Below are 23,051 nucleotides of genomic sequence, written 5' to 3'. Positions count from 1 at the left end.
AGCACGCCCCGACCAGGTGCTGCAACGGGGCGCACGACGCCGTCGGTGACGGCGCCGGAGTCGTCGGGCTCGGCCGGGCGCTCGTCGGGGTCGACGATGTGGGCCGCGGAGCCGGCGCGGGCGAGGTGGCCGGCCGGGGTGGATCAGCGGTTGCCGGCGGAGTCGGCCAGCATCCGCAGGCCGGTCACGATGCCTCCGGTGAGGTCCCCGTTGGCGAACGAGGCCCGCATGGCCAGCGCGGCCAGGGCACACGCCCGGTTGGGCAGCCGCTTGGCCGAGTCGGGGCCGGTGACGATGTGCAGGGCACGCTGGCCCGGCGACACCGCGACGAGCACCGAGGAGTCGGTGAGCTTCTCGAACAGCGCCTCGGCGTGCGCGCGGGTCGGCGCCTTGAACTCGCCGACGTAGACGGAATAGGTCAGCCCGGTCTCGCGGCTGGACAGCGTCAGGGCCTCGTCGATGCGGGTCAGCTGCCGCGTGGTGAACGGGCCGTCGCCGGCGCCGAGCTCGCCCTGCGGGCCGTGCTGCAGCTCGTTGCGCGCGACCTTCGTGACCTCACCACTCACCGCTGGCACCCCCGACCGCCGTCGTCGTCGTCTCGTTGGACGCCGTCGGCGCCACCGCATCGGGATGCGGGACGAACCAGGACGGCGGATAGGTCCATGCCTTGCCCGGGCGGTACCGGTTGGGCTGGCGCACCATCGACTTGCCGTACACGGCAAGGAAGACGAGCGCGATGATGCCGGCCGGTATGCCGACGAAAACAAGCACGGTCTGCACGATCGTCACCGCGTTAAGGTAGCGAACCGTCCCTGAGCGAGCGCAGGCGGCAGGCCCGGAATCGGACCCGCGTCACTCGTGCCAGATCGGCGGCACCCGGTCGCGCCAGGGGCAGGCCGCCTCGAGCTGCGCGGCCAGGGTCAGCAGGGCCGCCTCTCCCCCGGGCCGGCCGACGAGCATGACGCCGATCGGCAGGCCCTCGCGGCTCTGGTAGAGCGGCAGCGAGATGGCCGGCTGCCCCGTCGTGTTGTAGATCGCGGTGTAGGGCGTGAAGCGTTTCTGTCGCTCGAAGTCCTCCGCCGGGTCGCCGTCGGGCTCCTGGAACCAGCCGATGGGGCGCGGCAGCAGGGCGACGGTCGGCGTCAGCACCGCGTTGAGGTGCGCCGAGGCGGCGATGCCCCGACGGGAGAAGACGTTGAGCATGGCCAGGGCATCGGCGAACTGGACCCCGCTGACCGCCCGGCCGCGCTCGCGCAGGTGCCGCGTGAGCGGACGCAGCCCCGGCTCGCGAGCCGGGTCGACCGGTGCGCACGCGGCCGACACCGCCCAGATCGTCTCGAAGTGCGGGATCGCCTCGGGCGGGATCGGGGGCGCGCTGTCCTCGAGTTCGTGACCGAGCCCGGCCAGCAGCTCGGCCGCCGCCGACCACGCGGCCCGCACCTCCGGGTCGACCTCGGCGTCCATGGGCGGGTCGAGGTAGCGCCCGATGCGCAGGCGGCCCGGGTCCCGCTCGCACTGGGCCAGGAAGCCGTCGGCGGGCGCGGGCAGCCGCTCGGGGTCGCCCGGCTGCGGGATCGCGACCGCGTCCAGGAACGCGGCGGCGTCGCGCACGGTGCGGGCCAGCGGGCCGAGCACGCTGAGGCGGGTGGAGTCGAGGTCGAGCGGCCCGCGCGAGACTCGTCCGCGCGAGGTCTTGAGACCGACCAGACCGCACACGCTGGCCGGGATGCGGATCGACCCGCCGCCGTCGCTGCCCTGCGCGAAGGGCAGGAAGCCGCTGGCCACCGCGGCTGCGGCCCCGCCGCTCGAGCCGCCGGCGAGCCGCGACGTGTCCCACGGGGTGCGGGCCGGCGGTCCGATGTCGGTCTCGGTGTAGCAGGGCAGCCCGATCTCGGGGGTCGAGGTCTTGCCCACGCTGATCGTCCCGGCCTCGCGCAGCAGCCGCACGACGTTGTCGTCGTAGTCGGGGACGAAGCCGGCGAACACCGTCGACCCGAGCTTCGTCGGCACGCCCGCGACCATGTTGAGGTCCTTGATCGCGGTCGGGACGCCGAGCAGCGGCGGCAGCGCGGCCGGATCGTCGGCCGCGAGCACCCGCGCCTCGGCCGCCGCGGCCTCGGCCCGCGCCGACTCGGCGGTGACGGTGACGAACGCGCCCACCTGCACGTCGAGGCGGGCGATGCGGTCGAGGGCGTGCTCGACGAGTTCGGTCGGGCTCACCTCGCGGCGACGCACCGCCGCGGCGGCATCGAGCGCGGTCAGATCGTGCAGCTGGGCCATGCCTGCGAACGTAGCGGGCGGATCAGACGGCGGGAGCGATCGCCCCGAGCCTCTCGGGCAGGCCGAGGTAGGGCTCCCAGGACGGTTCGCGGGCCGTCCATCCCATCACGACCGCGACCGTGGCCGGCGGCTGCACGGGCTGGGGCGACAGGTGCCACCCGAGTTCGGACAGCAGCCGGTCGCCCTTGCGATGGTTGCAGCGAGCGCAGGCCGCCACCACATTCGTCCAGACATGCGTACCGCCCCGGGAACGGGGGCGGACGTGGTCGATCGTGTCGGCGCGATGGCCGCAGTAGACGCAGGCGTGGCGGTCGCGCTCCAGCACCGCGCGCCGCGTGAGCGGCACTTCCCGGCGGTAGGGAACCCTGACGAAGCGGGCGAGACGCACGACGGTCGGGATGGGTACGGCCAGCCGTTCGGAGTGCATCACCCGGTCGGTGGCCTCGACGACGACGGCCTTCTCGGCCAGGACGAGGACGACCGCGCGCCGCAGCGGCACGACGCACAGGGGCTCGTACGTCGCGTTGAGGACCAACGCTGCGCCCATCTCCTACCTCCGACCTACTAGACAGTGAACCCGACGAGCGGGCTCCGTGCACCCCCATTCCGCCGCGGATCTGCCGTCGTGGGTCCGTTCACACCGGGCATGTCGCGTTTGCATCGGCCCCGGGGCCCCGTGGCACAGTCGGGCGGCATGAGCACCACGCATCCCGAAGGTCTCCTGTCCCTGCCGAAATTCGTCGAGGATCACAGCAAGGTCATCATCGAGACCCCGATCCGCATCGTGCTGATCATCCTGGTGACCCTGGTGATCCGGGCCCTGCTGCACCGCGTCATCAATCGCGCGGTCCGGCCCACCGGCGGCAAGGTGCCCCGCATCCTTCGGCCGCTGCGCGAGCGGGTGCAGAACAGCGCCCTCCTCGAGGGGTCAGGGCTGCAGTCCCAACGTCGCGCGCAACGCGCGGCCACGATCGGTTCGGTGCTGAAGTCGGCCGTCTCGTTCACGATGTTCGTGATCGCGTTCCTGCTGGTCCTCAGCGAGCTCGGCATCGACCTCGCGCCGTTCATCGCCGGCACGTCGATCGTCGGCGTCGCGCTCGGTTTCGGCGCGCAGAACATCGTCAAGGACTTCCTGTCCGGCATGTTCATGATGCTCGAGGACCAGTACGGCGTCGGCGACGTCATCGACTTCGAGAAGGCCACCGGCACCGTCGAGTCGGTCGGGCTGCGTTCGACCCAGCTGCGCGACGTCAACGGCACCGTCTGGTACGTGCGCAACGGCGAGGTCGTGCGGGTCGGCAACAAGAGCCAGGGCTTCGCCCAGGTCGTGCTGGACATCCCGATCGACGCCTGGGCCGACGTCGACAAGGCCTCGCAGGCGATGCTCGACGTCGCCAACGAGATGGCCGACGACGAGGGCTGGTCGGCCGTGTTCCTGCAGCCGCCGGAGGTGCAGGGCGTCGAGTCGATCACCCGCGAGGAGACGGTGATCCGGCTCGTGGCCCGCGTGCGCCCGCTGGAGCAGTGGCGCACCGCCCGCGAGTTGCGCCGCCGCATCCGCGACCGGCTGGACCGCCTCGACATCGACGCCCACCTGCCGCCCGACCCGAAGGGCTCGACCCCCGAGCCGCCGCCGGCCGCGGACCCGGCGGCCGAACCGCCCGTGCCGAGCGACGCCCCTACGCGCTGAGCGCGCCGACCGCCTCGAGCACCGCGCGGTGCAGGGTCGGGAAGGCGTAGTGCATCGTCGCGAGCGTGCTGACCGGCACCTCGGCGTGGACGGCGAGGGTGAGCAGCCCGAGCAGCTCGCCGCCGTACGGGCCGACCACGGTCGCGCCGACCAGCACGCCGCGGTCGGAGTCCTCGACGAGCTTGACGAAGCCGTCGTTGCCGGGCCCGTGGATCCAGCCGCGGCTGTTGGACGCGATCGGCTGCACGCCGGTGCGGACGGACAGCCCGGCGTCGCGGGCCTGCATCTCCGACATCCCGACCCGACCGACCTCGGGGTCGGTGAAGGTGGCCCAGGCCAGCCCGTGATAGCCGCCGAACTGCTCCTCGGCGCCGAGCAAATGCTCTGTGAGCACCTTGGCCTGCCAGACCGCGACGTGGGTGAACGCGCCCCGGCCGGTGATGTCTCCGACGGCGTACAGGCCGTCGACCGGGGCGCCGCCGGACTGCACCTGCATGTGGTCGTCGACGTCGAGGTTGCGCGCCTTCGGGTCGAGACCGATCGTGTCGAGCCCGATGTCGGCCAGCTCGGGCCGGCGCCCGGCGGCAACGAGGATCTTGGCGCCGGTGACGGTCGTGCCGTCCTCGAGCGTGACCACAACGCCGTCGCCGCCGCCGGTCACCTCCGTCGCGCCGACCCCCTCGTGCACGGTGATGCCCTCGCGGCGGAAGACGTCGGCGACGACCCTCCCGGCCTCGGGCTCCTCGGGCATGAGCAGGTGCGGCGCGGCCTCGACGACGGTGACCTTCGAGCCGAACCGGGCGAAGCCCTGGGCCAGCTCGCAGCCGATGGCGCCACCGCCGAGCACGATCAGCGAGGGCGGCGCGTTGCGGGTCCGCACCACCTCACGGTTCGTCCAGACCGGCCCGTCGACGCCGTCGCCGGAAGCGCGCAGCCCGGCGAGCCCGGCGATCGGCGGGACGGCCGGGGCGGTGCCGGTGGCGACGACGACGCGGGCGGCGGTGTGGGTGTCGTCGCCGACCCGGACTCGGAGGCGGCCCTGCTCGTCGCGCCCGGCGAGCCGTCCGGCGGCGCGGGCGAAGGTGCCGCCCTGCCGCTCGAAGCGCTCGACCGCCACGGTGTCGTCCCAGTCGTCGGTGGCCTCGTCGCGGATGCGGTCGGCCACCGGGGTGAAGTCGGGCTCGGCCGTCGCGTGCCCGGCCACGCCGTCGACGCGCCGCGTCTCGCCGAGCAGGTCGGCGCCGCGCAGGATCATCTTCGACGGGATGCACCCGAAGTAGGGGCACTCGCCGCCGACCAGGCGCGGGTCGACGCCCAGCACCGGACGCCCCGCCTCGGCCACCTTGCCGGCGACCTCCTCGCCGCCCGGCCCGAGCCCCAGCACGATCAGATCGAAGTCCATGGGCAGACCGTACTGAGCCGTCGGACAGAATGGGGCCGTGACCGGATTACCAGGTGGGGACGAGCGGGCGGACACCTTCTACGCGGCGGTCGGCGGCGAGGACACGTTCCGCCGGCTGGTGGACAGGTTCTACGAGGGCGTCGCCGAGGACCCGGTCCTGCGGCCGCTCTACCCCGAGGAGGACCTCGGCCCGGCGGCCGAACGGCTCCGGATGTTCCTGATGCAGTACTGGGGCGGGCCCGGCACCTACTCGCAGGAGCGCGGCCACCCGCGGCTTCGCATGCGGCACGCGCCGTTCGCGATCGGGGTGGCGCAGCGCGACGCGTGGCTCCACCGGATGCGGGTCGCGCTCGACTCGCTCGGGCTGCCGCCGGCCTACGAGCGGCCGCTGTGGGACTACCTCTCGCAGGCCGCCGAGTCGATGCGGAACCTGCCCGGATAACCGGATGCCGGCATCGGCACAATGGGCGCCGTGACCAAGAACGCTTTCAGCGACCGTCCGTGGTGGACCGACGCCGTCTTCTACCAGATCTACCCCCGCAGCTTCGCCGACGGCAACGGCGACGGCATCGGTGACCTGATCGGCATCCGCGAGCGGCTCGATCACCTCGTCGACCTCGGCGTCGACGCCCTGTGGCTCTCCCCGTTCTACCGCTCGCCGATGGCCGACGGCGGCTACGACGTCGCCGACCCGTGCGACGTCGACCCGATGTTCGGCACACTCGAGGACTTCGACGCGCTGCTGGCCGCCGCCCACGAGCGCGGCATCCGGGTCACCATCGACATCGTCCCGAACCATTTCTCGGTCGAGCACGAGTGGTTCCGGGCCGTGCTCGAGGGCGGCCGGCACACGCCCGAGCGGTCGCGCTTCGTCGTCCGCCCCGGCACCGGCCCCGACGGCGCGCTGCCGCCGAACAACTGGCCGTCGGTCTTCGGCGGACCGGCGTGGACCCGGCTGCCCGACGGCGACTGGTACCTGCACCTGTTCGACAGCTCGCAGCCCGACCTCGACTGGACCAACCTCGACGTCTGGGCCGAGTTCGAGCGCATCCTGCGGTTCTGGCTCGACCGGGGCGTCGACGGCTTCCGGATCGACGTCGCGAACTCGATGGCCAAGGAGCCGGGGCTGCCCGACATGGATCTGTCCGTGCTCGAGCGCAAGCCCGACGGCATGACCGTGCCGACCGTGCAGGACATCCGGTGGGACCGCGATGACGTCCACCCGATCCTGGCGATGTTCCGCCGCGTGCTCGACTCCTACGACGGCGACCGGATGGCCGTCGGCGAGGCCTGGGTCGCCGACCCGGAGCGGCTGGCCCGCTATGTGCGTCCGGACGAGCTCAACCTCGCCTTCAACTTCGAACTGGTGGACGTCGGTTGGGGTGCGGACCGGTTCCGCGACGCGATCGACCGCTCGATCCGGGCCCTGGCCGAGGTCGGCGCGCCCTGCACCTGGGTGCTCGACAACCACGACGTTGACCGGGCCGCGACGCGCTACGGCGGCGGCGCGCGCGGTCTCGCCCGGGCCCGCGGCGCGGCGCTCGTGCAGCTCTCGCTGCCGGGTGCCGCCTACGTCTACAACGGCGACGAGCTCGGCCTGCAGAACGTCGAGCTGCCCGACGACGCGCTGCAGGACCCGATCTGGGAGCGCACCGGGCGGGCCGAGCGCGGCCGCGACGGCGAGCGGGTGCCGCTGCCCTGGTCGGGAGACGCGCCACCGTTCGGCTTCACCACCGGCTCGGAGACCTGGCTGCCGATGCCGGCCGAGTGGACGTCGTCGACGGCCGAGGTGCAGGCCGGCGACCCGGCTTCGACGCTGACGCTCTACCGCACGGCGCTGCGGCTGCGCAACGAGCTGGCCGCCCTGCACACCGCGCCGCTCGAATGGCTCGACGCGCCTGACGGCGTGCTCGGCTACCGGCGGGGCGAGCTGACCGTGCTGCTCAACATGTCCGACGAGGCGGTCGCCCGCCCGGCGGGTGAGGTCGTGCTCGCCTCGCAAGCGATCGGCGACGACCTGCCGCCGGACACCGCGGTCTGGCTTCGCTGACGCGCGCTCAGCGCAGGAGCAGGCCGGAGCCGGGGCGTTCGAGGTAGACCGTCCCGTACTCGGCGACGACGCGCACCCAGCGGCCGGCCGTGTCGACGAAGATCCGGCCTCCGCGGGGCAGGAAGTCCATCCGGGTGAGCGCGCTCAGCGCTCGCAGGGAGACGTCCGCGCTCACCCCGGCGTCGTCGGTGACGGTGAGCACCGTGGAGTCGAGCAGCGCGTCGGCGACCTCGGACCGGGGCCGGGCCCCCGGCACGCCCTCGCGGGCGGCGGCGTCGGCCAGGGTCTGGGCGCCGCTGCGGACGAGCGGTCGCACGACCGAGTCGGGGACGCTCTCGAGCCGGCGCCACCCGCCGGCCGGCGGCAGTCCGGTGCGCCACTCGGCGTCGTGCGGCGCGGGCGGCTCCGTGGTCTCGCCGTCGAGCCAGGCGATCGTGTCGGCCGCGCGCACCGCGACGTCGACGGTGTCGTCCCGCGGAGTGACGTGCACCGTGCGGGAGACGAGGACGTCGAACGGCAGCCGCACCAGCCCGGTCGCGACCGCGCCACCCAGCCGGAAGCGGGCCAGGCTGCGCGGGTCGAGCCCGACGGCGCGGCGCAGCAGCGGGGCGAGTCCGGCGAGCGCGTCCCGGTCGGCGACCGTCAGCAAGCGTCGCTCATGCCGGTTCGTCGGCGAAGCCGCGCAGGATCGCGCGCTCCTCGTCGCTGAGCCGGCGGGGTGCGTCGGCGTCGAAGTCGATCGTGACGCAGGTGGTCGACGCCCGGGCCGCCACCCGGTCGCCGTCCAGCACCTCGTAGTGCACGACGAACGACGCGCCCCGGATGGTGTCGACCCACAGCTCGAGCCGCAGCGGCTCGGGGTGGTAGACGATCGGTCGGATGTAGTCGATCTCGTGCCGCCGGATCACCGTGCCGCTCGAGAACCCCTCGTTTCGGTGGAAGAACATCGCCACGCGGGCTTGCTCGAGGTAGGCGAGGTACGCGGTGTTGTTGATGTGGCGGTAGGCATCCATGTCCGACCACCGCATGTGCACCTCGTGCACGAACCGCGTCACGGCTAGTCGCGCGTCAGCTTGCGGTGGGTCACCGCGTGCGGGCGGGCGGCGTCGGCGCCGAGGCGTTCGATCTTGTTCTTCTCGTAGGAATCGAAGTTGCCCTCGAACCAGAACCAGTTGCCCGGCTTCTCCTCGGTGCCCTCCCAGGCCAGGATGTGCGTGGCGATGCGGTCGAGGAACCAGCGGTCGTGCGAGGTGATGACGGCGCAGCCGGGGAATTCGAGCAGCGCGTTCTCGAGCGAGCCCAGGGTCTCGACGTCGAGGTCGTTGGTCGGCTCGTCGAGCATCAGCAGGTTGCCGCCCTCCTTGAGCGTCAGCGCCAGGTTCAGGCGGTTGCGCTCGCCACCGGACAGCACGCGCGACGGCTTCTGCTGGTCCGGGCCCTTGAAGCCGAACGCGCCGACGTAGGCCCGCGAGGGCATCTCGACGTTGCCGACCTTGATGTAGTCGAGGCCGTCGGAGACGAGCTCCCACACGTTCTTGGCCGGGTCGAGGCCGCCGCGGCCCTGGTCGACGTAGCTGATCTTCACCGTCTCGCCGAGGCGCAGCTCGCCGGCGTCGGGCTGCTCCTGCCCGACCATCATCTTGAACAGCGTGGTCTTGCCGACGCCGTTCGGGCCGATGACGCCGACGATGCCACCGCGCGGCAGCGAGAAGGAGATGTCGTCCCAGAGCAGCTCGCCGTCGAAGCCCTTGGTCAGGCCCTTCGCCTCCATGACCATGTTGCCCAGGCGCGGGCCCGGCGGGATCTGGATCTCCTCGAAGTCGAGCTTGCGCGTCTTCTCGGCCTCGGCCGCCATCTCCTCGTAGCGGGCCAGGCGTGACTTGCTCTTGGTCTGGCGGCCCTTGGCGTTCTGGCGCACCCACTCGAGCTCGTCGCGCAACCGCTTCTGCAGCTTCTGGTCCTTCTTGCCCGCGACGTCGAGACGCTCGGCCTTCTTCTCGAGGTAGGTCGAGTAGTTGCCCTCGTAGGGATAGGCGCGGCCCCGGTCGAGCTCGAGGATCCACTGCGCCACGTTGTCCAGGAAGTACCGGTCGTGGGTGACGGCGAGGATCGTGCCGGGGTACTTCGCGAGGTGCTGCTCCAGCCACTGCACCGACTCGGCGTCGAGGTGGTTGGTGGGCTCATCGAGCAGCAGCAGATCGGGCTGCTCGAGCAGCAGCTTGCACAGCGCGACCCGGCGCCGCTCGCCACCGGACAGGTGCGTGACCGCCTCGTCGCCGGGCGGGCAGCGCAGCGCGTCCATCGCCTGCTCGATGCGGCTGTCGAGCTCCCAGCCCTCGGCGTGCTCGATCTTCTCCATGAGCTCGCCCTGCTCACCGAGCAGCGCGTCGAAGTCGGCATCGGGCTCGCCCATGGCGGCCGAGACCTCCTCGAAGCGGGCGAGGGTCGCGCGCAGGTCGGCGACCGCGTCCTCGACGTTCTCGCGCACCGTCTTCGTGTCGTCCAGCGGCGGCTCCTGCTGGAGCAGGCCGACCGTCGCGCCGGCCATCAGCGTCGCGTCGCCGTTGGAGGCCTGGTCCAGGCCGGCCATGATCTTCAGCACGCTGGACTTGCCGGCGCCGTTCGGGCCGACGACCCCGATCTTCGCGCCGGGCAGGAACGCCAGGGTGACATCGTCGAGGATCACCTTGTCGCCGTGCGCCTTGCGCACCTTCTGCATGGTGTAGATGAACTGGGCCACTGTCCGTCCCTGCGTGTAGATCGTGGGTCGATGAATCGTCGGCCGGAAGACCCCGGCCGGTGTCCAGTGTCCCAGCCGAGCAGACCTCCCGGTTCACGGGCCCGACGGCGTTCCGCGGGCCGGCCCGAGAGCTGCGCCCCCGGTCACCGGCGGGACCTCCGGCCCCGATTCGTCCTGATTTGCCGGGACCATCGGCGGTTTGGAGATCGGGCCGTGATGTGTCAGGTTCTTCGCAAGGCCGCGTCACGCCACCGGGCGGGCGCCGTACCGAGCAGCGGTACGCATCGCCATGAGGTACCCGAACAACGGGGCCGGCGGGGGTCTTTGACGGAAGTTCGATCTGCGCACCGCGGCCAGTCGAGATGACGGCCGGATGGAGCGCGGCACCCAGTGCCTCCGATGCGCTGCGGGCCGACGCCTGGCGGGATCGCTCCGAGTTCGGCGATACGACTCGTCGCCAGGAAAGGTCACCATGACGTCGCGTTCCTACGTGCCCAGACACAGTTCCGCCCCTGTCCACTCCTCGCGCGGCAGCGCGCGCATCGCCACGGCGCTGATCAGCACCGTCGGCGCCACCGCGGTTGCCACCACCGCCCTCGCCGGCTCGGCCGACGCCGCCACGACCTCCCCGGTCTGGGACCGGGTCGCCGCCTGCGAGAGCAGCAACAACTGGCACATCAACACCGGCAACGGCTTCTACGGCGGTCTGCAGTTCACCGCCAGCACGTGGAGCGCGTTCGGTGGGCACCTCTATGCGGGCCGGGCGGACCACGCCACCCGCCTCGAGCAGATCGAGGTCGCCCGCCGTGTGCTGGCCGAGCAGGGCCCCGGCGCCTGGCCGGTCTGCGGCTCGCGCGCCGGACTCACCCGCAGCAGCGGTGACGCCACCTCGGCCGCCCTGCCGCGCACGGCCGGCACGGACACCGCCCACCGCACCGTGCGACACCAGGCCACGCGTCACACGACCCGCCACGCCGCCACCCGCCACGCCGTCACCCGCCAACCGACCCGGCACGCCTCCGGCCACGCCTACGTCGTGCGGCGGGGCGACACGCTGACCGTCATCGCCCGGCGTCACCACGTCCGCGGTGGCTGGCACGCCCTGTGGCGGGCCAACCGCGCGCACCTCTCGAGCCCGAATGTGCTGCGGATCGGTCAGCACCTGCGCCTCCCGTAACCGGTCCGCACCGCGCTCCCAGGCGCCCCTCGACGCTCGGCCGGCCCGGAACCTCCCCCCATCCGGGCCGACCGAGCCCACACCGCCCGTTCCCTACCCGGCCGTCACGAACTCGCGCGCACCGCCCGCGCCGGCACCGTGCTGGGCATCGAGCTCGTCGGCGACGAGGTCGTGGTACTCGGCCGTGACGTCCCGCGGCACCCCGTCGGGGTCGAGGTCGACGACGGCAGCCGGCCCGGGCCGGGAGATCTTCTCGAACGACGACACGCCCCGGCTGAGGTCGTGGCCGACGGCCTGCGCCTCCAGTTCGTAGGCAGTGCGCAGCTGCTCGTTCGACTCGTACTCGCGCTGGTAGTACCGCCCGGTGACGACGACCGGCTGCCCCTTGTGCAGCGACGCCGCGATGTTCTCCCCCATCGCCCGCCACGCCGTCACGGTGACGAACAACGTGTCGCAGTCGACCCACATGTTCTTCTCGCGGTCGTAACGCCGCGGCGTCGACGCCACCCGGAAGTTCGCGACGGCGTGCCCGCTCCTGGTCCGCCGCAACTGCGGTTCGTCGACGACGTTGCCCACGATCGTCATGGTCGTTTCGTTCACAGTCCGACTCCCTCTAGTCCGGTGTCTCCGGTGCGCCCACTGCGGGCGCAGGACGAGCAGACCGCGGATCAGGCCCGCCGCGGCCGACTCGGCGCGATCTGTGGACAGACTCCGGCGCTGTGGACGGGCGGCGGGCGATCGTCGGCATCGAGTGTTATGCGCCGACTTGCGATCCCGCGACGCCAGGGGCCCAGCCGGTACCCTGGCGACCCGACGGGCCCCCGTAGCTCAGCGGATAGAGCACCCGCCTTCTAAGCGGATGGTCGCAGGTTCGAACCCTGCCGGGGGCGCCTTCTCGCGGATCGACGCCGGTGCACCACTCGCGCCTCGTCCGCCGCTCGACCGGCCACCGGCCGAGCCGGCGGCCCGGCGTGAGCGATCCCGCCCTCGGGCGCTGAACGGCCGGCCGTCACTGACTCCGCAACGACGCCAGCGCGCTCGACAACGGCGCGACCGTGAGCCCGGCCGCGCGCACCGCGGCCAGCTGGCTGCGGAAGGCCGTGGGGGTCACGGCGAAGCCGGCTTCCCCGCCCGGCGCGACGCTGCCGGCCGGGGCGACGTCGTGATAGACGAGGACGAGCCAGTCGTGCTCGGTCCTCGCCCGCTGCAGGACCGCGGCCAGGTAGGCGGCCGTCGTCGCGGGTGTGACGAGCATCGAGTGGATCTGGCCCGGGTCGAGGTTCGCCTTCGTGTTCAGCAGCCCGTCCGTGGTGCGGTGACTCGTGGCGTACTGCATCACCGTGTCGATCTCGGCCGAGGTGTACGAGCCGTAGGGGCTGGCGAAGGCGTTGATCGGAACCGCGGCGCCGACGAGCCGGTGCAGGGCGGCCGCGTTCCCGGTGAGTTCGGAGCGAAGCGTCGCATCGTCCAGCTGCACCATGTTCGAATGGTGGTAGAGGTGCGAGCCGATCTCCTCGCCCGCCGCCACCAGCGACCGCACCTGCGCCGTGGTCAGGTACCCGGGTGAATTCAGCGTGGCCGCGTTGAGGTAGAAGGACGCGCGGTACCCGTAGGACCGCAACACCGGGTAGGCCGTCGTGTACGCCGAGGCGGCGCCGTCGTCGAACGTGAGGCTCACCGTCCCGGACCGGAACGTGGCCGGTACCTGGTTGGCCAGTTGGGTCAGCGCGACCGAGTCCAGCGTCACCGTACCGATCCCGCTCGTCGCGACGGTGACCGTCAGCGCGACGACGTCGGACGGCGTCACGAACTCGTCGGCGTACCGCGACCAGGCGTTCGCGGTCGCGGGGACCGACATGAGGCTCTGTTCCGTCGTCGAGCCGTCGCGATGCGTGAACCCGACATAGGCGTAGGCGTACGTCGTGCCGGACTGCCAGAGGCTCAGCTGGTAGCGCTGCCCGGCGGCCGGCGCGGTCACGACGGTGCTCAGTCCGACCTCCTGACCGTCGGCGCCGTTCCCGATCTGCTCGGCGTGCGCGCCCTGCTGCGCGTTCGCCGTGTCGGCGTACGACGCGGTCGCCGAGGCCGGCGTGGTGGCGCTCCAGCCGGCCGGAAGTCCGGACGGTGTCTGGCACCGGTCCTCGAACCCGCCGTTCGTCACCACCCCGTCCGACGGCGCGGTGCACGCGACGTCAGCGGTCAGCCCGATGTCGTCGACGGTCAGCGAGCCGACGCCGGCCAGCACGTGGAACACCCGCAGCGTGACCGCCCCGGCCGGCGCGATGATGTCGGTCCGCACCGACGCCCAGGTCGCCGACGCGGGCACCGTCCGGACGTAGCTGTACTGCGTGCTCCCGTCGGCACGTGTGAACGCGGCCCAGAGCCCGGTGGCCCGGTCGGAGGTGTACCAGTCGACGTAGGTGTAGCCCGCTCCCGCGTCGACGCCGACGGGATCGGGCATCCACTTGGCGTCGCCGTCGGTGTACTGGGTGATCGTCGCGCGGACCGCGACGGAGCCGGTGTGCGCGTCCGCGGTGACCGACAGCGCGGCGTCGTTGCCGCCCCAGCTGTCCGGTGTCCAGCCGACGGGGGCGCCTGACGCCACCGCTTCGAGACTGCCGTTCGTGATGAGCTCGCTCGGCGTCGCCGCCGAACCGGCCGGCGCGACCGCGAGCCCGCCCGCCGCGAGCGCCAGCAAACCGACAACCAGCCCGTACCCGAACCTCGCCATGTCCCCCCCGCCAGAAATCCTCACACGGATCATATCCGATCTTCAGCGAGGAAGCATCTGCCACGGAAGACAGTCGCTCGGTCCGGTCAGGGGCGACCAGCGTGCGGGACATCGACGGTGACGGCGAGCAGCGACGCCTCGCGCGCGTTGCGGCGGGCCTCCTCGGCGAAGTCCGGCGCCGAGCAGAGGAACAGAGTGCGGCCGTCGGCGCCACCGAGCATGCAGGCGAAGACCCCCATCGGCGTCGCGATCTCCTCGACGATCTCACCGCCCTCGCGCACGCGGACGACCCGGCCGTGCAGGGCGTCGGCGGCCCACAGCATGCCTTCGGCGTCGAGCCCGCAGCCGTCGGGAGCGACGACACCGAGCGGGATCGCCTCGGCCAGCGAGCGGCTCGGCGGGAGATCGCCGAACACGGCCCAGTCGCGCCGCGGCCCGAGCGAGCCGTCCGGTGCGATGTCGAATGCGCTGATCCGGTTGCCCAGGGTCTCGTCGACGATGAGCACGTTGTCGTCGGTGATGACGCTCCCGTTCGGGAACCACAGGTCCTCGGCCACCACGTGCACCGAACCGTCGGGGTCGACCCGCAGGAGTGACGCGGTCTCGATGTCGGCGCCGGACATGAGGTCGAAGCCGAAGTTGCCGACGTAGGCGCGCCCCTGCGCGTCGACGACCATGCCGTTGGGGTGGCCCGAGACGTACGGGGCGAGGTCGGCGTGCGTGACGAGCGTGCCGTCGCCCTCGCGCCGCAGCAGGCGCGCGTCGCGCATCGACACCACCAGCAACCGGCCGTCGGCCAGCCAGCCGAGTCCGGACGGCTGCTCCGGCACCTCCGCCTCGACCCGGAGGTCGCTGCCGTCGGCGTGCGCCGACAGCACCTGACCGGTGTAGAAGTCGGCGACCCAGATCCGGCCGTCGTGCCACCGGGGGCACTCGAGGTAGCTCAGGTCGGTGAGGACGGTGCGGAACTCGCGAGCGGACACAGGCCGGTCCTTCCGGTGGCGGGGACGATCATCCGACGCTAGTCCGCCTCCCTGGGTCCGCCTCCAGCCCTACGCGCGGACGTGGCGGCGCAACTCGTCGCGGGCGACCGAGCGGATGTGCACCTCGTCCGGACCGTCGAAGATGCGCATCGCACGGTGCCACGCGTAGCCGCGGGCGAGCGGGGTGTCGTCGCTGACGCCCATGCCGCCGTGCACCTGGATGGCGCGGTCGATCACGGCGCAGGTCATCCGCGGCACGACGATCTTGATGGCGGCGATCTCGGTGCGGGCCGACTTCGCGCCGCCGGCGTCGATCATCGCCGCGGCCTTCTGGGTCAGCAGCCGGGCCTGGTCGATCTCGAGGCGCGACTCCGCGATCGCCTGCTGCACCATGCCCTGATCGGCCAGCGGCTTGCCGAAGGCGATGCGGGACGACGCCCGCTCGCACATCAGTTTCAGCGCCCGCTCGGCCATGCCGATCGCGCGCATGCAGTGGTGGATGCGGCCCGGGCCGAGACGCCCCTGCGCGATGAGGAAGCCGTCGCCCTCCTCGGCCAGCCGGTTGGCCACCGGCACTCGGACGTCCTCGAACAACACCTCGGCGTGGCCGTGCTGGTCCTGGTAGCCGAACACGCCGACGTCGCGCACGACGGTCAGCCCCGGCGTGGTCCGCGGCACGAGCACCATGCTCTGCTGCCGGTGCTTCGGGCCGTCGAAGTCGGTCTTGCCCATGACGATGAAGATCGCGCAGCGGGGGTCCATGGCCCCCGACGACCACCACTTGCGACCGTTGATGACGTAGTCGTCGCCGTCGCGCACGATGCTGGTCTCGATGTTGGTGGCGTCGGAGCTGGCGACCGCCGGCTCGGTCATCGAGAAGGCCGAGCGGATCTCGCCGTCGAGCAGCGGCTCGAGCCACTCCCGCTTCTGCTGCTCGTTGCCGAACAGGTGCAGCGTCTCCATGTTGCCGGTGTCGGGCGCCTGGCAGTTCATCGCCTCGGGCGCGAGGTCGTTCGACCACCCCGACAGCTCGGCCATCGCGGCGTACTCGAGGTTGCTGAAGCCCGACTCGGACGGCAGGAACAGGTTCCACAGGCCGCGCGAGCGGGCATCGGCCTTCAACCGCTCGATGACCGGCGGGACGCTGTGGTCGTCCGGACCGGCCTGGGCCCGGGTCTCGTAGTACTCCGGCTCGGCCGGGATGACGGTGTCGAAGACGAACTCGCGGACGCGTTCGACGGTTTCCTGCGCTTTGTCGGACAACCTGAGATCCACACCGAGCTCCTTGATCGCGACCGGCACGCTTCGCCGCGACCCTCTCACCCGCGAGTGGTCCGGCGGAACCGGGTGTGCGGAATCAATCCGTTCAGCACGGAGACACACCCGCCCTACCCGGTAGGTATTACGGCGTATACGGGAGGAGTCTCGGCGCGGAAGTGCTTCTGTATTCGCCGTAATACATTCCTGGCCGCGCGGGTATCCCGCGCCGGATTCAGTCGGCGATGAGGTCGGTGCGGGCGTCATGCTCGAGCAGGGTGCGATAGGCCGGGAAGAGTTGCTTGGTCGACGGCACCAGCTTGAGGAGCGCGCCCACCCGACCCTCGACCTTCACGTGCCCGCGCGCCATCGCGACCGGCAGGTTCACCTTGCCCTGCCAGAACCGGTTGGCGACGTCGGAGGTCATGCGCATCGTCGCGTCCGCTGCATCGTCGGGCGAGCCGAGCCCGATGTCGCGGTTCGGCAGGTCCATGAGCAGCACGGCGTCGGGCTCGGAGATGACGACCTTCAGCACGACTCCGGTGGCGACCAGTTTGGGGCCGAGCACGGGATCTCCGAGGGCCTGCTCGAAGATGCCGCCGACGTAACGACGCAGGTCGTCGGCACCGGTGAACGATGCGGTCATCGCGCGGGCCCTTCTAGACGGTGCACGGCATCGACTTGACGCCGTGGACGAAGTTGCTGACGAGGTAGTCGGGCTCGCCGACCTGCAGGTCCGGCACCCGGTGCAGCAGCTCGCCGACGATCGCCTGCAGCTGCGTCCTGGCCAGCATGTTGCCCATGCAGAAGTGCGGACCGCCGCCCCCGAAGCCGACGTGCCGGTTCGGGGTGCGCGCCACGTCGAACGCGTTCGGGTCGGTGAAGACCGACTCGTCCCGATTGCCCGACGGGTAGAACATGACCACTTTCTCCCCCTCGGCGATCTCGACCCCGTTGAGCACCGTGTCCTGCACCGCGGTGCGCTTGAAGGTCATCACCGGCGAGGCCCACCGGACGAACTCGTCGGTCGCGGTGCCGATCCGGTTGTCGAAGTCCTGGAGCAGGTAGGCCTTCTGGGCCGGAAAGTCCTGCAGCGCCTTCACCGTGTGCGTGATGGTGTTACGCGTGGTGTCGTTGCCGGCGACCGACAGCAGCACGAAGAACGCGCTGATCTCCTCGTCCGTCAGGCGGGCGCCGTCGACCTCGGCCGCGACGAGACTGGTCATCAGGTCGTCGGTCGGGGTTTCGCGGCGGCTCTCGGCGAGCTCCAGGCCGGCGATGATCAGCGTCTGCGTCGCGTCGTTGATGATCTCGAGCGGATCGAGGTCGCCCCGCACGTCGGCGTCGTTGCTCGAGACGATCAGGTCCGCGGCCCGCGCCACGGGAACGCGCTGGTCCTCGGGCAGCCCGACCATCTCGTAGATGGTCCACATCGGCAGCTTCGCCGAGACGGCGTGGACGAAGTCGCAGTCGCCCGTGTCGAGCAACTGGTCGACGATGCGGGCGGCCTGGCTGCGGATCTGGTCCTCGATGGTGCGCACGCGCCGCGGCGTGAAGGCCGAGCTCACCAGTTTGCGCAGCAGGGTGTGCCGGGGCGCGTCCATGGCCAGGAAGGACTGGGTCGCCTCGAGGAACATCTCGGGGATGTTCTCCAGTTGGACGCCCTGGCCCGAGCAGTAGAGCTCGGGGTGGTGGCTGACCTCGCTGATGTCGGCGTGCCGGGTGACGGCCCAGTAGCCGTCGTCGTCCTCGATGGGCATGAGACCGCCGTCGGCCGGCCGCTGCCAGCTCACCGGCTCGTCGGCCCGGAGCCTCGCGAAGGATCGCTCGCGCACGTCGGCCGGCTCGGCCCAGAACGCCGTGGACGACACGTCGATCGATGAGTACTCGCGCACCTGAGCGGTCATGCCTGACTCCTCCACCCTCGACTGGCGGGAACGTACCATAGAGCACTGTATGTTTGCGCTCTCAGCTCACATTGAGCGATCCAAGATCAACGCGTAACGTAACCTACGGTATGTCTGCCACCAGACATGTCCGCCGGCGAAGGGATCGACCCATGACCGTCTCATCACGCAGCTCCGCGGCCACCCAGCGCAGCATCCCCGACACGGTGGCCCAGCTGCGGGCCACGTTCCGCAGCGGCCGCACCAAGCCGGTCGAATGGCGCCTGGCCCAGCTCCAGGCGATCGTGCGGATGGTCGAGGAGCGCGAGTCCGAGATGGCGCACGCGCTCGCCCAGGACCTCGGCCGCCCGGCGGTCGACGCCTGGCTGGCCGATCTCGCCCCGGTCACCTCCGAGGCCAAGTACGCCATCAAGAAGCTGCGCAGCTGGATGCGTCCGACCCGGGTGGCCGTCCCGATCGGCGTGCAGCCGGCCAAGGCCTGGTACCAGTACGAACCGCTCGGCGTCGCGCTGATCATCGGCCCCTGGAACTACCCGCTGCACCTCGTGCTGGCCCCGCTCGTCGGCGCGGTGGCAGCCGGCAACTGCGCGGTGCTCAAGCCGTCCGAGCACACCCCGGCCTGCTCGGCCCTGCTGGCCCGGCTTGTCCCCCAGTACCTCGACACCGAGGCGATCGCCGTCGTCGAGGGCGCGGCCGAGGCCACCCAGGGGCTGCTCGACCAGGCCGTCGACCACTGCTTCTTCACCGGCGGGCCCGAGATCGGCAAGGCCGTCATGGCCGGCGCGGCCAAGCACCTCACGCCGGTCACCCTCGAGCTCGGCGGAAAGAGCCCGGTCATCGTGGCCGACGACGCCAAGCTCAAGGTGGCCGCGCGGCGCGTCGCCTTCGCCAAGCTGCTCAACTCGGGGCAGACCTGCGTAGCGCCCGACTACGTGCTCGTCGACCGCTCGATCCGCGACCAGTTCGTCGACGAGCTGAACAAGGCGCTCGACGCCTTCACCGACAAGCCGACGCTCCCCCTCGTCAACACCCGCCAGGCCGGACGCATCGCCGGGCTGGTCGAGAAGGCCGGCGGGCGCACCGTGCGCGGCGGCACCGTCGAGGCCGACGCCAAGCGGGCCCAGCTCACCGTCATCGTCGATCCGGACGCCGAGTCCGACCTCATGCGCGAGGAGATCTTCGGCCCGGTGCTGCCGCTCGTCACCGTCGACTCCATGGACGACGCGATCGCCCACGTGCAGCGCGGCCCCAAGCCGCTGGCGGTGTACCTGTTCAGCGAGAGCCGGGCCAACGAGGAGCGCGTGCTGAACGAGATCAGCAACGGCGGCACCGTCATCAACCAGCTGATGTACCACCTGCTGGTCAACGACCTGCCGTTCGGCGGCGTCGGCAACAGCGGCACCGGCGCCTACCACGGCAAGTGGGGCTTCGAGACATTCAGCCACCGCAAGGCCGTGCTGCGCAAGCCGACCTGGCCCGACCCGTCGCTCGCCTACCCGCCGTTCACCAAGATCAAGCAGATGATCATGCGGAAGGTCTTCTGACCCAGCGAAGGGATTCACCGTGCGACTGGTCGTGACCAAGGACGACTACTTCGCCGCCGCGCTCGACGTGCTCGCCACCCAGGGGCACGGGGCGCTGAAGATCGGGTTGCTGTGCCGCACCATCGGCGTCACGACCGGCTCGTTCTACCACTACTTCGGTAGCTGGGACGGCTTCGTCGACGAACTGCTGAACCACTGGGAGCAGGAGAAGACGCAGCGGGTGTTCGCTCTCGCAGCGGCCGAGCCCGACCCCACGGCCCGCATCCGGCTCATCAAGAAGGCGGCCGTCGCGCTGCCGCACGAGGCCGAGACGGCGATCCGGGCGTGGGGGCACATCAACCCCATGGTCGCGACGGTGCAGCGACGGGTGGACGAGGAGCGTCTCGAGGCCCTGCGCACCGTCATCATGGGCGTCGTGCCGAACCGGCGCGAGGCCGAACAGCTGGCCATCATGGGCATCTCGCTGCTGGTCGGGCTGCAGCAGTGGCGCAGCCCGGTCGACCTCCGCGAGCTCGGCCGGGTGCTCGACGACTACGAATCGCTGATGCTCGGCCGGGCGGCCGCGCTCGCGCACTGACCGCCGTCGAGCGCCGACGTGGGACGGGGAGCCCCCCGGCCTCCCCGTTCCGCCCGCGCTCAGTCGCTCTGCGGCGTCCCGCGCTCGTGCACCTGCGCGGCGCGGCCGGCCGCCTCGCGGATCTCGAAGACGTCCGAGGCCCACTCACCGACCTCGTGGGTGAGGTCGCGGACGGCGCCGGTCAGGATGGTCGCGATGCGCCCCACGTGGGTGGCGGCCGACTCGGCGATCACCTGAGCGGTGTCCTTGCGGATCTCGAACCTGCTGACCATGACGTCCTCACCTCGACTCGCGCGGCTGACCGGCGGGTCACGCCGCGACGGGCACCAACTCGGGCCCAACCGTAGCCGCGGTCGGCGCGTCCGAGCCGCCCCGCGTGCCGAAGGGCACAGCGAGCCGGAAGATCTTGGCCCAGGTCGAACCGATCTGCTTGGAGAACCGGCCGGAGTTGTACGGCAGGCCGTACTTCTCGCACACCGCCTTGACCTCGGGCGCGATCTGCGGGTAGCGCCGGGCCGGGATGTCCGGGAAGAGGTGGTGCTCGATCTGGTGGCTGAGGTTGCCCGACAGGATGTGGAACAGCTTGCCGCCGGTGATGTTGGCCGAACCCATCATCTGCCGCACGTACCAGGCCCCGCGCGACTCGTTCTCCGTCTCCTCCTGGGTGAAGGTGGCGGTGCCGCTCGGGAAGTGGCCGCAGAAGATGATCGAGAACGACCAGAGGTTGCGCACCAGATTGGCCGTCGCGTTCGCGGTGACGGTCGAGACGAACTGCGGGCCGGTGAGCGCCGGGAAGAGGACGTAGTCCTTCAGCGTCTGCCGGCCGATCTTGCGGACGATGCCCTTGCGCAGCTTCTCGTTGTCCGACCACGACCGCTTGCCCGAGAGCAGGTTCTCGGCCTCGAGGTCGTGCAGCGCGACGCCGTACTGGAAGAACGTCATCAGCAGGAAGGCCCACACCGGGTTGAAGAAGTAGTACGGATTCCACTTCTGGCTCTCGTCCATGCGCAGGATGCCGTAACCGATGTCGCGGTCCTTGTCGAGGATGTTGGTGTACGTGTGGTGCATGTAGTTGTGCGAGTGGCGCCACTGGTCCGACGGGCACGCGGTGTCCCACTCGAACATCTTCGAATTCAGCGCCGGGTCCCGCATCCAGTCGTACTGGCCGTGCATGACGTTGTGGCCGATCTCCATGTTGTCGAGGATCTTCGACAGGCTGAGCGCCGCGGTGCCGAGCAGCCAGAACGGCGGCAGCACGCTGAGGAACAGCGACGCGCGGCCGCTGACCTCGAGCGCGCGCTGCGCCTTCACGATGTTGTAGATGTAGTCGCGGTCCTCCGTGCCGAGGTCGGCGACGACGCGCTGCTTGAGCGCGTCGAGCTCGCGGCCCAGCTCGTCGAGCTGCTGGTCGGTCAGGGTGATGGTCTTGCCCATGATGATCTCCTCGGAGATTCGGTCGGGTCAGAGGTCGAGGGTGACGTCGCCGACGGCGCGGTTGATGCACAGCTGGATCTCCACGTCGGGATCGCTGTTCACCTCGCCGGTGCGCACGTTCTGGGTGCAGCCGGTGGTCTTGATCTGGGTGCAGGAGAAGCAGATGCCCATGCGGCAGCCGTGCTCCGGCGAGAGGCCCGCGGCCTCGGCCTGCTCGAGCAGCGTCTCGCCGGCGTTGGTCGCCGTGACGTCGCTGCGCAGGTAGGTGACGGCTCCGGTGACGTCGCCGTCGGCGGGGACGACCGGGGCCGGCGCGAAGTCCTCGCTGTGCAGGTGCCCGGCGAGCCCGTGGGCGGCGTAGTGCGAGGTGATGGCCTTCATCAGCCCGGGCGGCCCGCACAGGAAGGTCTCGGCGTCGGCGTGCCACGGCGCGGCGGCGGTCAGGTGCTTCTGGTGGAACAGGCCGTGCAGGTCACCGCCGGTCGACTGCTCGGTGTAGGCGAGCACGACGCGGACGTTGTCGCGCGCGGCGTCGAGCTCGCGCAGCTCGTCGAGGTAGGGCACGTGCTTCTCGGTGAAGGCGTAGTGCAGGAACACGACCTCGCCGGCGTAGTCCTCCTCGCACAGCGTGCGCAGCATCGACATCACCGGGGTGATGCCGCTGCCACCGCTGATCAGCACGATCCGATCCGGTCGCGGGGTCGGCAACCGGAAGACGCCGTCGGCCTGGGCCAGCCCCACCACGAGCCCGGGCGCGGCGTGCGCGTTGAGGTACTGCGACACCAGCCCTTCGGGGTGGGCCTTGACGGTCAGCTCGAAGCGGCCGTCGGCGCGGTACTGCGAGCAGGCCGGCGAGTAGCAGCGGGTGCGCCGCACGCCGTCGATCTCGACGGTGAGCTGGACGAACTGGCCGGCCTCGAAGCCCTTCCACTGGCGGGTCGGGCGCAGGGTGAGCGTCACGCTGTCGGCGGTGTTGCGGCGCACCTCGGTGACCTCGGCGCGCAGCTCGCGCACGGTCAGCATGGGGTGGACGAGCTCGAGGTAGCGGTCGACGCCGTGCGGCGTGGCGAGGGCCTCGAACATCGCGAGGGGGGCGAGTCGGCGGGGCGAGAAACGGCGACGCGCGGGGGTCAGCAGGGACATGGCGTCACTCCTCACTCAAGTAGGTAAGCCGGCACTGTTTTCAGTGCACGTTTGTACACTCACTAGTCTCGCGAGATTGCCGAGCCCCTGTCAATTCAAGACACGCGTGACGGCCCCCACGTCGAGCGCCGGAACA

At 71.2% G+C, this 23,051-nt stretch carries 23 protein-coding genes and 1 tRNA gene; 7 read left to right on the top strand and 17 right to left on the bottom strand.

Annotated features, from left to right (window positions below; genetic code table 11):
• Positions 1-143 precede the first annotated feature (143 nt).
• From VGN18_RS10875 to VGN18_RS10860, 4 genes are all read right to left on the bottom strand, one after another.
• Positions 144-530, bottom strand: coding sequence for a DUF5130 family protein (locus VGN18_RS10875; RefSeq protein WP_349259882.1), 387 nt, complete (start codon positions 528-530; stop codon positions 144-146).
• Positions 531-555: 25 nt separating this feature from the next.
• Positions 556-789 carry a hypothetical protein gene (locus tag VGN18_RS10870; RefSeq protein WP_327539704.1) on the bottom strand — a complete coding sequence of 78 codons (234 nt, stop codon included), beginning with the start codon at positions 787-789 and terminating at the stop codon, positions 556-558.
• Positions 790-852: 63 nt separating this feature from the next.
• Positions 853-2,280 (bottom strand): amidase, encoded by a 1,428-nt coding sequence (locus VGN18_RS10865; protein WP_327539703.1) that lies wholly within the window; start codon positions 2,278-2,280, stop codon positions 853-855.
• A gap of 22 nt (positions 2,281-2,302) precedes the next feature.
• Entirely contained in the window at positions 2,303-2,827 is a 525-nt protein-coding gene (locus VGN18_RS10860) for an HNH endonuclease (RefSeq protein WP_327539702.1), read from the bottom strand.
• Positions 2,828-2,974: 147 nt separating this feature from the next.
• Between VGN18_RS10860 and VGN18_RS10855 the strand changes: the two genes are divergently transcribed.
• Positions 2,975-3,970, top strand: coding sequence for a mechanosensitive ion channel family protein (locus tag VGN18_RS10855; RefSeq protein ID WP_327539701.1), 996 nt, complete (start codon positions 2,975-2,977; stop codon positions 3,968-3,970).
• On the opposite strand, the gene VGN18_RS10850 is transcribed toward VGN18_RS10855, so the two are convergent.
• A complete protein-coding gene (locus VGN18_RS10850) occupies positions 3,960-5,372 on the bottom strand; it encodes an NAD(P)/FAD-dependent oxidoreductase (protein WP_327539700.1) in 1,413 nt (470 codons plus the stop codon). The two genes, VGN18_RS10855 and VGN18_RS10850, sit on opposite strands and share 11 nt — an antisense overlap.
• 37 nt (positions 5,373-5,409) lie before the next feature.
• Between VGN18_RS10850 and VGN18_RS10845 the strand changes: the two genes are divergently transcribed.
• Together VGN18_RS10845 and VGN18_RS10840 are read left to right on the top strand one after the other, a co-directional pair.
• Positions 5,410-5,814 carry a globin gene (locus VGN18_RS10845; protein ID WP_327539699.1) on the top strand — a complete coding sequence of 135 codons (405 nt, stop codon included), beginning with the start codon at positions 5,410-5,412 and terminating at the stop codon, positions 5,812-5,814.
• A gap of 21 nt (positions 5,815-5,835) precedes the next feature.
• Entirely contained in the window at positions 5,836-7,422 is a 1,587-nt protein-coding gene (locus VGN18_RS10840; RefSeq protein WP_414655039.1) for a glycoside hydrolase family 13 protein, read from the top strand.
• Between the two features lie 7 nt (positions 7,423-7,429).
• Here VGN18_RS10840 and VGN18_RS10835 read toward each other — a convergent pair whose 3' ends face one another.
• The 3 genes from VGN18_RS10835 to ettA are packed head-to-tail and all read right to left on the bottom strand — an operon-like array spanning position 7,430 to position 10,162.
• Positions 7,430-8,071 carry a hypothetical protein gene (locus VGN18_RS10835; RefSeq protein WP_327539697.1) on the bottom strand — a complete coding sequence of 214 codons (642 nt, stop codon included), beginning with the start codon at positions 8,069-8,071 and terminating at the stop codon, positions 7,430-7,432.
• A 7-nt stretch (positions 8,072-8,078) separates the two neighbouring features.
• Positions 8,079-8,477 carry a thioesterase family protein gene (locus VGN18_RS10830; RefSeq protein ID WP_327539696.1) on the bottom strand — a complete coding sequence of 133 codons (399 nt, stop codon included), beginning with the start codon at positions 8,475-8,477 and terminating at the stop codon, positions 8,079-8,081.
• Between the two features lie 2 nt (positions 8,478-8,479).
• Positions 8,480-10,162, bottom strand: a complete 1,683-nt coding sequence (gene ettA / locus VGN18_RS10825; protein ID WP_327539695.1) for an energy-dependent translational throttle protein EttA — start codon at positions 10,160-10,162, stop codon at positions 8,480-8,482.
• A 490-nt stretch (positions 10,163-10,652) separates the two neighbouring features.
• Here ettA and VGN18_RS10820 point away from each other — a divergent pair, with 490 nt between their 5' ends.
• A complete protein-coding gene (locus VGN18_RS10820) occupies positions 10,653-11,339 on the top strand; it encodes a transglycosylase family protein (protein ID WP_327539694.1) in 687 nt (228 codons plus the stop codon).
• 93 nt (positions 11,340-11,432) lie between these two features.
• On the opposite strand, the gene ssb is transcribed toward VGN18_RS10820, so the two are convergent.
• Complete coding sequence (ssb, locus tag VGN18_RS10815) at positions 11,433-11,939, bottom strand: single-stranded DNA-binding protein (protein ID WP_327539693.1); 507 nt, start codon at positions 11,937-11,939, stop codon at positions 11,433-11,435.
• Positions 11,940-12,156: 217 nt separating this feature from the next.
• On the opposite strand from ssb, the gene VGN18_RS10810 reads away from it, so the two are divergent.
• Positions 12,157-12,229, top strand: a tRNA-Arg gene (locus VGN18_RS10810).
• A gap of 119 nt (positions 12,230-12,348) precedes the next feature.
• On the opposite strand, the gene VGN18_RS10805 is transcribed toward VGN18_RS10810, so the two are convergent.
• The 5 genes from VGN18_RS10805 to VGN18_RS10785 all read right to left on the bottom strand — a co-directional run bounded on the left by VGN18_RS10805 (position 12,349) and on the right by VGN18_RS10785 (position 18,217).
• A complete protein-coding gene (locus VGN18_RS10805) occupies positions 12,349-14,070 on the bottom strand; it encodes a polysaccharide deacetylase family protein (RefSeq protein WP_327539692.1) in 1,722 nt (573 codons plus the stop codon).
• Positions 14,071-14,156: 86 nt separating this feature from the next.
• The gene (locus VGN18_RS10800; RefSeq protein ID WP_327539691.1) at positions 14,157-15,053 is read right to left on the bottom strand and encodes an SMP-30/gluconolactonase/LRE family protein; all 897 of its coding nucleotides are present in this window, start codon (positions 15,051-15,053) and stop codon (positions 14,157-14,159) included.
• A 69-nt stretch (positions 15,054-15,122) separates the two neighbouring features.
• Positions 15,123-16,328, bottom strand: a complete 1,206-nt coding sequence (locus VGN18_RS10795) for an acyl-CoA dehydrogenase family protein (protein WP_327539690.1) — start codon at positions 16,326-16,328, stop codon at positions 15,123-15,125.
• A 217-nt stretch (positions 16,329-16,545) separates the two neighbouring features.
• Positions 16,546-16,956: an SCP2 sterol-binding domain-containing protein gene (locus VGN18_RS10790; RefSeq protein WP_327539689.1), complete on the bottom strand. Its 411-nt coding sequence runs from the start codon at positions 16,954-16,956 to the stop codon at positions 16,546-16,548.
• A 13-nt stretch (positions 16,957-16,969) separates the two neighbouring features.
• A complete protein-coding gene (locus VGN18_RS10785) occupies positions 16,970-18,217 on the bottom strand; it encodes a cytochrome P450 (protein WP_327539688.1) in 1,248 nt (415 codons plus the stop codon).
• Positions 18,218-18,369: 152 nt separating this feature from the next.
• Between VGN18_RS10785 and VGN18_RS10780 the strand changes: the two genes are divergently transcribed.
• Positions 18,370-19,761: an aldehyde dehydrogenase family protein gene (locus VGN18_RS10780; RefSeq protein ID WP_327539687.1), complete on the top strand. Its 1,392-nt coding sequence runs from the start codon at positions 18,370-18,372 to the stop codon at positions 19,759-19,761.
• 19 nt (positions 19,762-19,780) lie between these two features.
• A complete protein-coding gene (locus VGN18_RS10775) occupies positions 19,781-20,338 on the top strand; it encodes a TetR/AcrR family transcriptional regulator (protein ID WP_327539686.1) in 558 nt (185 codons plus the stop codon).
• A gap of 59 nt (positions 20,339-20,397) precedes the next feature.
• On the opposite strand, the gene VGN18_RS10770 is transcribed toward VGN18_RS10775, so the two are convergent.
• From VGN18_RS10770 to VGN18_RS10760, 3 genes are read right to left on the bottom strand one after another with little or no spacing between them, the layout of a single operon-like run.
• Positions 20,398-20,610: a hypothetical protein gene (locus VGN18_RS10770; RefSeq protein ID WP_327539685.1), complete on the bottom strand. Its 213-nt coding sequence runs from the start codon at positions 20,608-20,610 to the stop codon at positions 20,398-20,400.
• A gap of 37 nt (positions 20,611-20,647) precedes the next feature.
• Positions 20,648-21,772 carry an acyl-CoA desaturase gene (locus VGN18_RS10765; protein ID WP_327539684.1) on the bottom strand — a complete coding sequence of 375 codons (1,125 nt, stop codon included), beginning with the start codon at positions 21,770-21,772 and terminating at the stop codon, positions 20,648-20,650.
• A 27-nt stretch (positions 21,773-21,799) separates the two neighbouring features.
• Positions 21,800-22,915 carry a ferredoxin reductase gene (locus tag VGN18_RS10760; protein WP_327539683.1) on the bottom strand — a complete coding sequence of 372 codons (1,116 nt, stop codon included), beginning with the start codon at positions 22,913-22,915 and terminating at the stop codon, positions 21,800-21,802.
• Between the last annotated feature and the right edge of the window lie 136 nt (positions 22,916-23,051).

Origin of the sequence: Jatrophihabitans sp. (assembly GCF_036000465.1) — a bacterium.
Lineage (GTDB): Bacteria > Actinomycetota > Actinomycetes > Mycobacteriales > Jatrophihabitantaceae > Jatrophihabitans.
This window is presented reverse-complemented; position numbering and strand designations above follow the sequence as displayed.

Coding starts and splice junctions, on each gene's coding strand:
- VGN18_RS10865 (WP_327539703.1), bottom strand. CDS start 2,280: ATGGCCCAGCTGCACGATCTGACCGCGCTCGATGCCGCCGCGGCGGTG.
- VGN18_RS10860 (WP_327539702.1), bottom strand. CDS start 2,827: ATGGGCGCAGCGTTGGTCCTCAACGCGACGTACGAGCCCCTGTGCGTC.
- VGN18_RS10855 (WP_327539701.1), top strand. CDS start 2,975: ATGAGCACCACGCATCCCGAAGGTCTCCTGTCCCTGCCGAAATTCGTC.
- VGN18_RS10850 (WP_327539700.1), bottom strand. CDS start 5,372: ATGGACTTCGATCTGATCGTGCTGGGGCTCGGGCCGGGCGGCGAGGAG.
- VGN18_RS10840 (WP_414655039.1), top strand. CDS start 5,836: ATGGGCGCCGTGACCAAGAACGCTTTCAGCGACCGTCCGTGGTGGACC.
- VGN18_RS10805 (WP_327539692.1), bottom strand. CDS start 14,070: ATGGCGAGGTTCGGGTACGGGCTGGTTGTCGGTTTGCTGGCGCTCGCG.
- VGN18_RS10790 (WP_327539689.1), bottom strand. CDS start 16,956: ATGACCGCATCGTTCACCGGTGCCGACGACCTGCGTCGTTACGTCGGC.
- VGN18_RS10785 (WP_327539688.1), bottom strand. CDS start 18,217: ATGACCGCTCAGGTGCGCGAGTACTCATCGATCGACGTGTCGTCCACG.
- VGN18_RS10780 (WP_327539687.1), top strand. CDS start 18,370: ATGACCGTCTCATCACGCAGCTCCGCGGCCACCCAGCGCAGCATCCCC.
- VGN18_RS10770 (WP_327539685.1), bottom strand. CDS start 20,610: ATGGTCAGCAGGTTCGAGATCCGCAAGGACACCGCTCAGGTGATCGCC.
- VGN18_RS10765 (WP_327539684.1), bottom strand. CDS start 21,772: ATGGGCAAGACCATCACCCTGACCGACCAGCAGCTCGACGAGCTGGGC.
- VGN18_RS10760 (WP_327539683.1), bottom strand. CDS start 22,915: ATGTCCCTGCTGACCCCCGCGCGTCGCCGTTTCTCGCCCCGCCGACTC.